13 protein-coding genes and 4 pseudogenes are annotated in these 12,101 nt (G+C 67.9%); 10 read left to right on the forward strand and 7 right to left on the reverse strand.

Annotation, left to right across the window (positions count from 1 at the left end; translation table 11 throughout):
* Positions 1-106: 106 nt before the first annotated feature.
* From VXC91_RS26435 to VXC91_RS26445, 3 genes are read right to left on the reverse strand one after another with little or no spacing between them, the layout of a single operon-like run.
* Positions 107-841 (reverse strand): methyltransferase family protein, encoded by a 735-nt coding sequence (locus VXC91_RS26435; RefSeq protein ID WP_329509839.1) that lies wholly within the window; start codon positions 839-841, stop codon positions 107-109.
* Positions 841-1,092: a hypothetical protein gene (locus tag VXC91_RS26440; protein ID WP_329509840.1), complete on the reverse strand. Its 252-nt coding sequence runs from the start codon at positions 1,090-1,092 to the stop codon at positions 841-843. Before VXC91_RS26440 ends, VXC91_RS26435 begins: the two co-directional genes overlap by 1 nt.
* Positions 1,093-1,149: 57 nt before the next feature.
* Entirely contained in the window at positions 1,150-1,413 is a 264-nt protein-coding gene (locus tag VXC91_RS26445) for a DUF2933 domain-containing protein (protein ID WP_329509841.1), read from the reverse strand.
* A 367-nt stretch (positions 1,414-1,780) separates the two neighbouring features.
* On the opposite strand from VXC91_RS26445, the pseudogene VXC91_RS26450 reads away from it, so the two are divergent.
* The 8 genes and pseudogenes from VXC91_RS26450 to VXC91_RS26480 all read left to right on the forward strand — a co-directional run.
* Positions 1,781-2,103 (forward strand): annotated as a pseudogene (locus VXC91_RS26450) (transposase); the annotation flags it as partial.
* 193 nt (positions 2,104-2,296) lie between these two features.
* Entirely contained in the window at positions 2,297-2,761 is a 465-nt protein-coding gene (locus tag VXC91_RS26455) for a hypothetical protein (RefSeq protein ID WP_329509842.1), read from the forward strand.
* A gap of 99 nt (positions 2,762-2,860) precedes the next feature.
* Complete coding sequence (locus VXC91_RS26460; RefSeq protein WP_329509843.1) at positions 2,861-3,991, forward strand: PLP-dependent cysteine synthase family protein; 1,131 nt, start codon at positions 2,861-2,863, stop codon at positions 3,989-3,991.
* Positions 3,988-5,268: an MDR family MFS transporter gene (locus VXC91_RS26465; RefSeq protein ID WP_329509844.1), complete on the forward strand. Its 1,281-nt coding sequence runs from the start codon at positions 3,988-3,990 to the stop codon at positions 5,266-5,268. Before VXC91_RS26460 ends, VXC91_RS26465 begins: the two co-directional genes overlap by 4 nt.
* An 11-nt stretch (positions 5,269-5,279) precedes the next feature.
* Positions 5,280-5,483 carry a tRNA-dependent cyclodipeptide synthase gene (locus tag VXC91_RS26470; protein WP_329509845.1) on the forward strand — a complete coding sequence of 68 codons (204 nt, stop codon included), beginning with the start codon at positions 5,280-5,282 and terminating at the stop codon, positions 5,481-5,483.
* 284 nt (positions 5,484-5,767) lie between these two features.
* Positions 5,768-5,887 (forward strand): annotated as a pseudogene (locus VXC91_RS47080) (tRNA-dependent cyclodipeptide synthase); the annotation flags it as partial.
* Between the two features lie 61 nt (positions 5,888-5,948).
* A pseudogene (locus VXC91_RS26475) lies at positions 5,949-6,180 on the forward strand (hypothetical protein); the annotation flags it as partial.
* Between the two features lie 471 nt (positions 6,181-6,651).
* Positions 6,652-6,909: pseudogene (locus tag VXC91_RS26480) on the forward strand (multicopper oxidase domain-containing protein); the annotation flags it as partial.
* A gap of 300 nt (positions 6,910-7,209) precedes the next feature.
* Here the strand turns inward: VXC91_RS26480 and VXC91_RS26485 are convergent.
* Entirely contained in the window at positions 7,210-8,250 is a 1,041-nt protein-coding gene (locus VXC91_RS26485; protein WP_329509846.1) for a C40 family peptidase, read from the reverse strand.
* 279 nt (positions 8,251-8,529) lie between these two features.
* On the opposite strand from VXC91_RS26485, the gene VXC91_RS26490 reads away from it, so the two are divergent.
* Positions 8,530-8,682 carry a hypothetical protein gene (locus VXC91_RS26490; protein WP_329509847.1) on the forward strand — a complete coding sequence of 51 codons (153 nt, stop codon included), beginning with the start codon at positions 8,530-8,532 and terminating at the stop codon, positions 8,680-8,682.
* A gap of 68 nt (positions 8,683-8,750) precedes the next feature.
* Here the strand turns inward: VXC91_RS26490 and VXC91_RS26495 are convergent, their stop codons facing one another.
* The 3 genes from VXC91_RS26495 to VXC91_RS26505 form a co-directional block, all read right to left on the reverse strand.
* Positions 8,751-9,533, reverse strand: a complete 783-nt coding sequence (locus VXC91_RS26495) for a C40 family peptidase (protein WP_329509848.1) — start codon at positions 9,531-9,533, stop codon at positions 8,751-8,753.
* A 772-nt stretch (positions 9,534-10,305) separates the two neighbouring features.
* The gene (locus tag VXC91_RS26500) at positions 10,306-10,677 is read right to left on the reverse strand and encodes a BlaI/MecI/CopY family transcriptional regulator (RefSeq protein ID WP_329509851.1); all 372 of its coding nucleotides are present in this window, start codon (positions 10,675-10,677) and stop codon (positions 10,306-10,308) included.
* A gap of 282 nt (positions 10,678-10,959) precedes the next feature.
* A complete protein-coding gene (locus tag VXC91_RS26505; RefSeq protein ID WP_329509852.1) occupies positions 10,960-11,289 on the reverse strand; it encodes a transposase in 330 nt (109 codons plus the stop codon).
* Positions 11,290-11,515: 226 nt separating this feature from the next.
* Between VXC91_RS26505 and VXC91_RS26510 the strand changes: the two genes are divergently transcribed.
* The coding region (locus tag VXC91_RS26510) for an antibiotic biosynthesis monooxygenase (protein WP_329509849.1) at positions 11,516-12,101 on the forward strand (586 nt) is incomplete at its 3' end.

Genomic DNA, 12,101 nt, shown 5'->3' on the forward strand with positions numbered 1-12,101 from the left:
CGTGGCTGAGGTCACAGCCTGCACGCCGGCCGACTCAGGCACCGTTCAGATCGCAGCGGGCGAACGTAGGCGTCCTGGGAGCCGCCGCGACGACCCCGTGGTGCGGTCAGCGTTTGCTTCCGGGCTGTCCGAGCCGGTCGGGCCGGTATGTGGGCCAAGTGATCCGGCCAGGCGCGCGGCCGTGCTGCCGAGGCGGTGTGGTGGGGGTGCGGCGGTGCTTCCCGAAGCGCGGCCAGAACGCGGGGGTGTTGGCGGCGTACGCGTCCCAGTCGGCGCCGAACTCCTTGGCGACCTCGTGCTCTTCGCTGCGAGCCAGTCGCACGTACACGTACACCAGGACCGGGAACATGATCAGGGTGGGGACGGTGGGCCACTGCAGCAGGAACCCGATCATGATGAGCAGGAACCCGTCGTACTGCGGGTGCCGCACGTGCGCGTACGGGCCCGTGGTGGCCAGACGGTCGTGCTGGGCGGCCTCATGCAGCACCTTCCAGGCGGTGGCGATCAGCCAGAAGCCGGCGCCGATGGCGACATAACTGGCCAAGTGGAAGGGGCTCAGGTGCGGGTCACCGGTCCAGCCGGTCAGGTCATTCCAGAGGTGGCCGCCGGCGTGGCTGTCCTTCAGCAGCGGGAAGCGGGAGCCGAGCCAGCTGCCCAGCAGGTAGATGGTGAGCGGGGTGCCGTACATCTCGGTGAACAGCGCCACCAGGAAGGCGCTGTAGGCGCCCATCGCCCGCCAGTCCCGCTTGCTCTTCGGATGGAAGAAGCTCGCGGCGAAGACGATGAACAGCAGGGTGTTGAGCACCACCAACGCCCACAGGCCGTATGCAGCGTCAGCCATCACGCCCTCCTTGGGGTGCGCTTTCCGACAGCGAGACTGTGCATTCGTGTCCGGTAGGTGGCCGCGTCGATCCGGCCGTGCAGCCGCAGGCCCACGAGCCACATCTCGGCGGTCTCCAGCGCGGCCTTGCGGCCCCGGAGCCGGACCAGGGGCGGGAGGCGGCTCTCGTGCGGCGTCACCAGGCGAACCGTGTCGTAGACCACGGCGGCCAGGATCAGCGCGCCGAGCAGCCCCGCGATCACGGCAGCCACGGCACTGCCCTCAGCGGTGTCGCACGGTGACGCGAACGGCGGTGACTGTGTCCCGCCCTACGAGCGGCCATGGCCGTAAGGGTGCTGGTGATCGTGCTTGCGCAACGGATCGCGGTCGCGGTCGGTGGACTCGTCCGAGCGGTCGTTCCCGCCGTGCATGTCTCCGCCGTGCATGCCGCGCATCATGAAGAACATCATCAGCGGGCAGGCGGCCAGGATGGCCAGGACGAAGATCGTGCCGATGGGCACGCCCAAAGCCACGAGTCCGACGATGAGAATCGCAGCGGCGAGCGCATAGAGCGGTAGCTTGTCGCGTCTCATGACGTTGCCTCCTTCTCGGATACCGCCACCCCGTATAGGTAGCCTGTTTCGAGCCTGAGCCTGTTGCCCGTCGGCGGGCAGGGGCTGAGCGTGCCGTGCCGGAGGGCCGGTGTTCCCCCGTTGGCAGGGCCGGATGGCCCTGCTCGCCTCACATCGTCCGTCCCCGCACGCCGAGAACGCGGCGCAGCGCCGGAACGCGTTCGTTCGACCGGCAGCTCTTGTGAGCGAGCTCGGCCATCGTCCGGCATAGGTGGCGCGATCGATCCGGCCCGCCAGCAGCAGGCCCGCCAGACGGCATTCGGCAGCGGCCGCCGCGCGCCGACCGCCGAGCCGGGTCAGCAGCACGCCGCATCGTCCGCGTGCGAAAGCTGGCCGCCCGCCGGGCACGGTCGTCGCCGACCGCGGCTTTGGCACCGCGGCCAAAATCTGGCCCTGGCCGAACTCGGTGTCCAGCGGATCGGCCTGTAACGCGCTGGGAAGCCTGGAAAGGCACGCCGTGAGTACGAGCAAAGTCGCCCATTCCGGCGGATGCGCAACTGGAGAGTCGGCGTCGAGGCCCGCATCAGTCACCTCAAGTGCGGCTTCGGTTTCCGTCGCACGCGTCTTCGCCGCTTGGCCGGCGCCCAGACCTGGGCCGGACTGGGGATCTTCGCCTACAACTTCCAGCGGATGACCGTCCTCAGCCGGTGAGGGATGGCCCGAGAGGCCAGCGGCACAGCGCTCTACCGCAGCACCGGCCCCGCCATCAGCCCAAACCCTTTTTCAGGAGCAAGTAGCTAAGGATCTTAGTTTCAGATCCTGCCGTGTGACAGAAGATCGGCTATCTTCACCCATACGTGGATCAAATCTGACAGATCGTGATGATTCACTTACGATCTGTCGCATGCCGCAGGAATCTGCCGGCTGCGCGGGGGTGCGCAAGCCGGCCCTCGCCCTCCTCGTGGGTCTGGTGCTGATGCTCCTGGCCCACGCTGTCTCGTGCGCCGCGCACCCGGCCGAGGGGCACGCGCACGCCACGGCAGTGGTTGCGGCAGCGGTGCACGAGGAGGCCGGAACGGACAGCCTGCGGTCCGCGTGGGAGATGGAGGACTGTGCCCTGGCCCACGGGGCGGACGGGCATCCGGAGCACGGCATCGTGTGCTGCGATCCGGCCGACTGGCCTGCCGATACGCGCGTACCCGCCGGAACCCTGCTCCTGGCGTTTACGCTGTTCGCGTTGCTCTCCCTGCGTCGCCGTGTGGTGGACGCCGAGAAGTCCGGCGCCCCGCCAGGGGGAGGGGACTCGGCGGCCGTGCCGATTTCCGGTGGCTCCCACCTGCTGCGCCTCGTCTGCGTCAGCCGTACCTGACCGTGCCCGTCCGGCGCGGACCGCCGGGCTGTCCGGCACATTCACCCGTACGGCAGACACGCGGCCTCAGCGCGAGCGGGGCCGCGGGAGGACCCCCACATGAGCACTGCCCTGCGCAGCATCACGTCGCACGACATCACCTCCTTCCTCGCGGCGCACGAACTCCCCGAACCGGCCGGAGCCCCGCGCCGCTCGCCGGCCGGCATGGTCGGCAACACCCCCGTTCTGTGGATCGGAGAGCCCTTCAACCCGGCAGGCCGCGGCTTCTGGGCGAAGCTGGAGGGCGCCAACCCCGGCGGCATCAAGGACCGCCCGGCGCTCCACATGGTCGCCGCAGCCCGCAAGCGGGGCGCCCTCACGCCGGGCGCCCCGATCATCGAGTCCACCAGCGGCACCCTCGGTCTCGGCCTCGCCCTGGCCGGGATCACCTACGGCCATCCGGTCACCCTGGTCACCGATCCCGGCATGGAGCCGCTGATGGTGCACCAGCTGCGCGCGCTCGGCGCGCACGTGGACGTGGTCACCGAGGCGCATCCGATGGGGGGCTGGCAGGAGGCGCGCCGCGTGCGCGTGCGGGAGCTGCTCGCGTGCACGCCGTCGGCCTGGTGCCCCGACCAGTACAACAATCCCGACAACGTTGGCGCCTACGCCTCGCTCGCCCTGGAACTCGTCGTCCAGCTCGGCCGCATCGACGTCTTGGTGGCGGCAGTCGGCACGGGCGGCCACTCGGCGGGCATCGCCCGCACTCTGCGCACCTTCAATTCGCAGCTGAAGCTCGTCGGCGTCGACTCGGTCAACTCGACCCTCTTCGGCCAGCCGGCCGGACCTCGCCTGATGCGCGGGCTGGGCAGCAGCATCCATCCCGGCAACGTCGACCACGCGGCTTTCGACGAGGTCCACTGGGCGGCGCCGGGCGAGGCGGTGTGGACCTGCCGTCAACTGGCCCGAGGACACTACGCCAGCGGCGGCTGGAGCGTGGGGGCGGTCGCGCTCGTGGCCAACTGGCTGGCCCGTACGGAGCCCGAGCACACCCGGATCGCGGCGATCTTCCCCGATGGCGTGCACAGGTACTGGAACACGGTCTACAGCGACGACTACTGCCGCCGGCACGGCCTCCTCCGCCGTTTCCCGGCATCCGATCCGGACGAGATCGCGCATCCGGGGGAGTGCACGGTGGAGCGTTGGACCCGTTGCACCAACGTCACCGTACCCGAGGGAGCCGCGCGATGAAGTCCCTTGCCGTGCAGTTTCGTTCGTTCAACGGGTGCGCCCGGCTGCTGATGGTCCAGCAGTTCACGATCAACACCGCCTTCTACATGCTCATGCCCTACCTGGCCGTGCATCTCGCGGCCGGCCTGGGCATGGCCGCGTGGGCGGTCGGCCTTGTATTGGGGGTGCGCAACTTCACCCAGCAGGGCATGTTCCTTGTCGGCGGCACGCTCGCCGACCGCCTCGGCTACAAGCCCGTGATCGTGGTGGGATGCGTGCTGCGGACCGTCGGCTTCGGCCTGCTCGGCTTCGTCAGCTCACTGCCCGCTCTCGTCGTGGCGTCGGCGGCAACCGGGTTTGCGGGGGCGCTGTTCAACCCGGCGGTGCGTGCGTACCTCGCCCAGGAGGCGGGGGAGCGGCGGGTGGAGGCGTTCGCCGCCTTCAACGTCTTCTACCAGGCCGGTATGTTCGTCGGTCCGCTGGTCGGACTTGTCCTGTTGGCTGCCGACTTCCGGCTCATCTGTTCCGTAGCAGCAGTGCTGTTCCTCGCCCTGACGGTAATTCAGCTGCGCATGCTGCCCGTCCGGAAGGAGACGCCGTCAGACGAATCGACCGGTGTGCTGGCGGACTGGCGCACGGTCATCGCCAACCGCCCGTTCCTCCTCTTCGCCCTCGCCATGATCGGCTCGTACGTCCTGTCCTTCCAGGTGTATCTCGCGCTGCCGTTGCAGGCGCACCGTGCCGCCCCGGACCGGGGTGATGCCGTGACCACGGCGCTGTTCACGGTCTCGGCGGCGGTTGCCGTGGCCGGCCAGCTGAAGATCACCGCGTGGGCACGGGCGCGCTGGTCGTCCCAGCGTGCCATCGTGTACGGCATCGCGCTCATGGGCGCGGCCTTCCTCCCCCTGCTCATCGACGCCGGACCGACCACCCGGGGCACCGGGCCACTGGCCTGGACGGCGGCGCTGTCACCACTGTTCGCGGCAGTCGCCCTGCTGGCGTTGGGCACCGCGATGGTCTATCCGTTCGAGATGGACACCGTCGTCTCCCTCGCTGGTGGACGCCTCGTCGCCACCCACTACGGGCTGTACAACACCGTCGCCGGCCTGGGCATCACCCTGGGCAACCTGACCACCGGTGCCGTCTGGGACGCCGCCGACCGCCTGGGGCACCCCGAGCTGACCTGGTGGGTGCTCGCGGCGACGGGCGCGTTCTGCGCCGGCAGCGTCGGGCTGCTGGCGCGCTCGGGCCGCCTGACCGCACGTCCCGAACCGGAGCTCGCGGCGGCGGCCTCGTGACAGGGAACACGATGACCGCCCCACCGAGCGGACTCGTAGCGACCCTACTGAGCACCACGTGCGCCGCCGTCCTGGCGCGGGCCGAGCACGCGTGCATCGGAGTCAGTCCGTTCAACAGCTACTTCTTGGCCGGTCGGATTCGGCAGATCGCGCGGTGGGCGTACGAGCGCTTCGCGCGGGTCGACTTCTTCGTCCCGGACGGCCCGAGCGCGTAGACGGTGCAGGCGCTGGGGTACCCGCCGGAGCGGGCAGAGTGGAAGGCGTGAAGTCAGGGGCAGCACACCCGCAACCGCATCATCAGCGAGCTGGACACCCACGGCAGAGACAGCCGGATCCTCGGCTGGGCGGGGCTCCAAGAGGACGCAACCTACCGGCGCCGGCACGCAGAAGCCTGGTCCCTCTACAAGGCGAACGACGAGTTCCGGGTGGCTTGCCGGGAGACCAGCGCGTGGGAGCCGGCCGGAAGGCTCCCGGAGGGCCAGCCCCGGAGGTGCACCAAGTGGATTGCGCGGTACGGTACTTCCTCGCCGAACTGCCGCTGTTCCTCGACACCCCGGCCATCGTGGGAGCCAAGGCATCGGTGTTCTGCTACCACCAGCCACCGCCGCTCCTGTACCGCCTGTACCGGCGTGAGCTGCCGTGGTGGCCCGCCGCAGGCCAGGGATTCCTCGTCGTCACCGGCCGCGACGCTGGACAAGCTCTCCTACCAGCTCAATGCCCTGGTCTTCCCGCTGTGGACGCTCGCGGTCATCGCGGGCGCCATGGCCGGCTGGAAGGGCCGCCTGCGCCGCGTACCTCGGCCTGGTCGCCGTCTCCGCGTTCGTCTTCAACTACTACAGAGTGAACATCTTCATCACAGGACTCCATTCGTATGCTGGAGTCAAGCAGACGAGATACCCCCGCTGGGTATAGTGGACGTGTCCTGTCAGATGAAGCAGGGTGCGGAGAGCGATGACGACAGCCACAGACTCGCGGGCGGGATCCCGCGGCAGCGCTGTACGCTACGCGCGCGCCGTCGTCGTCGCGCTGCTCGCGGCACTCGCCGTACTCATCCACCACAACACGACGTCCGCGGCCATGCCCGCCCGCGCCATGAGTGCGATGGTCGGCATGGACCACACCTCCGCGACCATGACCATGACGACGACTGCCGCCTCGGCCGAGCATGGCACGGCGCTCCAGGCCGCGAACATGGCCATGGACGATGACAGCGGCGCCTGCTCCGGCCCCGCCATGCAGCACTGCTCGGCCGGGGACGTCGGCACGGCGAAACTCGCGCCACCGCCCGCCGCCCACGTCGGCCGATCGGACGCCGCCCACCGCGTGCTCTCCCGGAATGGTCTGCTCAGCGCGGGGTTCGACATGAACCACCTGACCGCGAACTCGATCCTCGTCGAGCAGGGTCAGCGGGTCCGGCTGGACTTCGTCAACAAGACCACCATGTGGCACCCGATGCACCTGCACGGTCACACCTACCAGCTCGGCACGAATGGCCCGCGCAAGGACACCACGATCGTGCTGCCGAAAAAGGCGGTGTCGGTCTACTTCGACGCGGACAACCCCGGCCAGTGGATGCTGCACTGCCACAACGCGTACCACGGGGAAGCCGGGATGATGGCGCTGGTGGCCTACCAAGCCTGACAGAGCGAGGGGGAGCGGGGCAGACCGCCCGCTCCCCCTCGGACTTTGGAAGCTGTCAAGGGACGGCTGCTGTTGTCCGCTGTATTGGGCGGCTCGTCACGAGCGAGTCATGGAAGGGCGTTGGTGTCCCCGTTCACCGGACGGGCCACCTTCTCGACCTCACGGGCGTCGAGTGCAGCCGGGGCGGATTTAGTGCCCAGGCTTCCGCCGGGGTGCCAGGTTCCCGTGACCGGCACCCAGGTGCTGGCAGGCAGGGCGGAAGTTCCATGGATCCGAACCTGCCGTGGCCTCGCTGGTCGGTCAGACACGGACGCCGAACATGAACGGCCCGCCGATGGTGTCCATCGACTCATAGCGGACGACCGTGCCGGTGCGCGGTGCGTGCAGGATCTGGCCGTTGCCCGCGTAGAGCCCAACGTGGTGGAGATCGTTGAAGAAGAAGACCAAGTCGCCGACCTTGAGGTCACTCGCCGAATAGATGCGGGTGCCTGTGTTGGCCTGCGCCTGCGAGGTGCGCGGGATGGAGACGCCGGCCTGCGCGTACGCCCAGGAGGTCAGGCCCGAGCAGTCGAAGGAGGAGGGGCCGGAGGCGCCGTAGACGTACGACGTGCCGATCTTGCTCAGGGCGGCGGAAAACGCCGCTCCGGCGCGACCTGAGGCCGAGCTGGCATTTCCGTTGAGGACGCTTCGCTCACTGGCGCGGCTGGCTCGGCTCTCCTCGGCAGCCAGGGCCGCCTTCTCCTGTGCGGTAAGGGAGTTGAGGAGTTTCTGCGCCGCGGCAAGCTTGCCCTGGACTTCCTCCTTCTTCTTGCCGAGCTCGGTGCGGGTGGAGGCGAGGTCTTTCAGCTTCTCCGTGGCCTCGGCGCGCTTCTGGGCGAGTTCGCGCTGCTTGTCCTGGACCTTCTCCAGCGCCTGTACCTGCTGGCTGCTCAACTGGTCGAGCGTCGACGCCTTGTTGAGGTAGTCGTCCGGGTCGGAGGAGAGGAAGAGCTGGACGGAGGGATCGATGCCACCGGAGCGGTACTGGCCCGCGGCCAGCGAACCAAGGCCGCCGCGCAGCTTGTTGAGCTCTTCTCGGCCCCGGGCGACATTGTCCTGGATGGTGGAGATCTCCTTCTGGAGCTTCCCCTGCTTCTCTTTGGCTCCGTCGTACTCCTCGGTGGCCTTTTCAGCTTCCTCGAAGAGCTTGTCGACCTTTGCCTTGACCTCGTCCTTGTTGGGCTTGGCGCTCGGCGCAGCGTTGGCCGCCTGAGCACTGAGGGCGACTGCAGCAGCGGCTGCAGTGGTCAGCACGGTCACACGTGCGCGGCTCGGCTGCTTAGGTCGACGGTGGGACGCCACAGGGGCGAGCTCCTTCTTCCTCCAGCCGCCTACCGACACGCCGGCGGGCGGTGCCCTCCGCCGCCACTCACCCGTTGTGAGTGATCACCCGTGCGGAGGTTCGAGCTAGACCCTAGTGATTTTCCTGTGGTCAGTTCAAACCATTGAGCTAAAAAACTTAGTAGTTACTTGTGTTCTTTGCGGTGAAGTCACAGGCGGTGAGATGCGCTTGACGTTGCGTCGCATGGATCAGGACAATTCGGGTATCTCTCGTAAATGTCGTGGTCTATTCGATCGCGGATGGACACTCTCGTCTCACTCGTCGGCGCCCGGCCGTCTCGTCGCAGGCGGTCCCGCGGCGCCACACGGGACGGCTACGCCTTCCACGACTACGTACCCCTGCGCAGCACAGAAGCCCTCGATGACCTGCGCAGTGCCTTCGACCTGGGATGAGCCGGAAGGGCCGCTGCCTCCGAACGGCTGCGGCCCTTCACCGTGTACGACTGCCCGCGCGGGTGTCCTCAGAGCACCCGGACCGCGCCGGTCGGCGGGGACCAGGACAGCGGCTTCTCGACGATGCCCGTGGAGGGGTTCTCGGCGCCGACGAACTTACCGTCACCCACATAAAGAGCCACGTGGTAGGCGCTGCCCGCGCTGCCCCAGTAGAGGATGTCGCCCGGTTGGAGGTTGCTCAGCGAGACTGGGGTGCCCACGGTCGACTGGTCCTGGGAGACGCGCGGCAGGCTGACTCCGGCCTGCTTGAAGGCGGCCTGCAGGAGGCTGGAGCAGTCCCAGGAGTTGGGGCCGGCTGCGCCGAGAACATAGGCGTCACCGATCTGCGCCCGCGCGAAGGCGATGACAGCGGCGGCCGAACCGGTGGCCGTGGAAGTGCTGGAGGAGCTCGTCCTGGCGGCGAGGGTGGTCCGCTCGGTGCTGCGCGAGGCGGCCTGCTCGGCGGCGGCCTTGCGGGCGGCCTCTGCCTTCTTCTTGGCCTCGGCCAGGTCTGCCTTGGCCTGCTTTGCAGCCTTTGCGGCGGCCGCGTCGCGCTCGGCCTGCAGCTGGTAGTTCGCGGCGGCCTGCTGCGTGGCGTCCGCGGACTGGGCGACCTGAGCGGCCAGGTCGGCCGTCAGGGTGGGCAGCTCGAGCGTCTGTGTCACCGGCTCGGCCGCGCTCGCCGACGATGCCGACGCGCCGGCCACCGCCAGCGTGCTGAGGACGCCACCGGCGACTCCGGCCCGCATCGCGATGTTCGGCGCGCTGCGGCGCGGCTTTCGGTGGCTGCGTATGTGAGCGGTGTGGGACATGGGGACAACCGGTATCAGGGGATCCTCTATATCTTCAAGAAACGTGCGCTGTGCCACAGTTACGGAATCGAGACCCTGAACCCGGGGCTTGTCGCTCCTTATTGACGCCGTAACGAACATTTCGGACATCAGTGATCAAGCTCATGGCCATGAGCTTTCGTTATTACGTCCGGATTGCCCCGCACTTACCACTGGTCGAAACAGTTGGCCAAGCCCGGTTCTCAGACGGCTCTCATGAATGTGGCCGAAGTCACGGAGCGGTGACGCGGACAAGGAGCGGCGCCTGGAAGGGGCTGCCATCGACTGGCGCCTCAGCGCGCACGTGCTGGCTAGGTGGCAAGGACGGTGGGTGGGTCCCAGGTTTGTCTGCTGTTCCTGCGAGAGGCCCTCCACGAGGAGGTTCTCGAGTCACAGCCGCTGAAGACCGGCCTGTCCCCTCGCTGGCCTTCAGCACCGATGGCGTGCGGAGCCAGGTCCACAGCCAGCTCGAACTGCGCGTCATCCCGGATGCCGATGTCGATCTCCTAACCGGGATCTGCGTGCCGAAAGCGCACGCCTTCCGCCTCCCTTGCCAATGGCAGTGCGCGTTCGTGTGAGTACAGCACCGAGGGCGGTCAGGCATCGTCGCTGTAGGCGCCGAGGTGCGCTGTGCTGATGACAGTGGCCTCGTGTGCGTGGCGAGCGCCGTTGGCGGCAGGCCCGGCAGCCGCCCAGTAGCCGCCGGGCAAGGAACCGACCACGACCGCGTAGGCGACGAGCGTGGAGGCCGCGTTTACGTGTCCGTGCGCTTTCCCACCTCGCGCAGTGCCTTGCGTAGTGCGGTTCGTTCGACGGGTGACATTTGGCCGACGAAGTGCGTGAGCGCCACGGGGCGGTCCTCGCTGGCGCTGAGGGCGTCCTCCATGAGGGCGGCGGAGTATTCCTCCCGGGTGCGGACCGGCTCGTACAGCCAGGCGCGCCCCTCTTTCTGCTCGCGCAGCAGCCAGCCCTTGCTGTGGAGGATGGTGGCCACGGTCATCACGGTGGTGTAGGCGACGGGCCGTGTCCGGTTGATGTCGTCGACGATCTCGCGCACGGTCGCCGGGCGCCTCCACCTCCACAGGCGGTCCATGATCTCCGCCTCCAGGTCCCCCAGCCTTCGCATGCCCAGCGTCTCCCTCTTCACCGCGGTAATCAAAGTCATCGTAAGGGGTGGTGGACAGACGGTGGCGGGGTCGGCGTGCGCCCGAACAACAGAACTTCAGCAATCGCCTTCAGGATGAGCAAACGACACGGAGTACCGATCGTCGTACTCACGCTGGTCGGCGGGGGAGGGACCTTCGCCTTGGTTGGGCGGAGCGTGTGCCGCTCGAAAATGCGATTCGTACTGTGACCTGTGCTGATGTTGCCCGGCAGCCTTGCTGCACGGAATGCCCCTCGCCGGCCATCACGCGGATGGCTTCGAACCGCCTTTTAGGGAGGTCGCCTCGCCCAGCAGTTCAGCGGCGCGGCGGAGAACAGCCGGCTCGGCCTCCAGCTCCGCGATCCGCTTACGGGCGACGGTGAGTTCGGCCTGCTTGTGGGTGGGGACACCGGGCATCTGTCCGGTGTCTTTCAAATGCTGGCGGTGCCAGCCGTAGATGGTCTGCTCGCTGATGCCGAGGAGCTTCGCCACCTCGGCGGTCTTCCGGCCAGACTCGACCAGATCGAGGACGTGGCGGCGGAACTCGGGCAGACTCGACCAGATCGAGGACGTGGCGGCGGAACTCGGGCGGATAACTGCGGGGCACGACGGCCTCCGTACGCTGCTGGACGGTCAATTCCCCAGCGACGCCGCTTCATCAGACTCAGGGCAGACTCTACGAAACTCGGGGCACCCCACTCGCATGGTTCATACGAGTCGCGCACTTCCTCTGGTCGGCAGACGATCGGGGAACGCTGACGTCGCGTCACCCGTGGCTCGACGTTGCCCTCTGCCCCCTTGCGAAGGAGAAGTGCGCAGGATGACCACAACGTCTGAATGTGTTTCAGGACCGCTGACGCGACGGGTGTCGAAGCGGGTCTCCCAGTCCGTCTTCGATGGTTCACGACTGCGTGTCGTGTTGCTCGTGGAGGTCTATGACGGAGCCCAGCAGCAGTTCCTGGAAGCGTACGAACAGCTGTGCAGTCAGGTCGCGTCAGTCCCGGGACACGTCAGCGACCAGCTCGGCCAGTCGATCGAGAACCCGTCCCAATGGCTCATCACCAGCGAGTGGGAGAGCGCCCCGCCCTTCCTCGACTGGGTGAACAGCGAAGAGCACGTGCAGATGGTGCGGCCGCTGCACAGCTGTGTTCATGGCACCCGTTCGCTTCGCTTCCACATCGTCCGTGAGACCGGCACCGTGACGTCGGCCGAGTCCGCGACGCGCCGGGTCCAGACGGCCCCCCGGATCGGTGAGGGCAAGATCCGCCATGCGCTCAATTTCAAGGTCAAGCCGGGCAGCGAGCCGGTCGTCGCGAAGATCCTCGCGGACTACGCCTCGCCCGAGGCGAGGGTCGACGACACCACGCGGCTGTGCTGTACCTCCTTGTTCATGCACGGCAACCGGG

The sequence above is a fragment of the Streptomyces chiangmaiensis genome (genome assembly GCF_036281785.1).
Lineage (GTDB): Bacteria > Actinomycetota > Actinomycetes > Streptomycetales > Streptomycetaceae > Streptomyces > Streptomyces chiangmaiensis.

Coding starts and splice junctions, on each gene's coding strand:
- VXC91_RS26435 (WP_329509839.1), bottom strand. CDS start 841: ATGGCTGACGCTGCATACGGCCTGTGGGCGTTGGTGGTGCTCAACACC.
- VXC91_RS26445 (WP_329509841.1), bottom strand. CDS start 1,413: ATGAGACGCGACAAGCTACCGCTCTATGCGCTCGCCGCTGCGATTCTC.
- VXC91_RS26455 (WP_329509842.1), top strand. CDS start 2,297: ATGCCGCAGGAATCTGCCGGCTGCGCGGGGGTGCGCAAGCCGGCCCTC.
- VXC91_RS26460 (WP_329509843.1), top strand. CDS start 2,861: ATGAGCACTGCCCTGCGCAGCATCACGTCGCACGACATCACCTCCTTC.
- VXC91_RS26465 (WP_329509844.1), top strand. CDS start 3,988: ATGAAGTCCCTTGCCGTGCAGTTTCGTTCGTTCAACGGGTGCGCCCGG.
- VXC91_RS26470 (WP_329509845.1), top strand. CDS start 5,280: ATGACCGCCCCACCGAGCGGACTCGTAGCGACCCTACTGAGCACCACG.
- VXC91_RS26490 (WP_329509847.1), top strand. CDS start 8,530: ATGGACACTCTCGTCTCACTCGTCGGCGCCCGGCCGTCTCGTCGCAGG.
- VXC91_RS26495 (WP_329509848.1), bottom strand. CDS start 9,533: ATGTCCCACACCGCTCACATACGCAGCCACCGAAAGCCGCGCCGCAGC.
- VXC91_RS26500 (WP_329509851.1), bottom strand. CDS start 10,677: ATGCGAAGGCTGGGGGACCTGGAGGCGGAGATCATGGACCGCCTGTGG.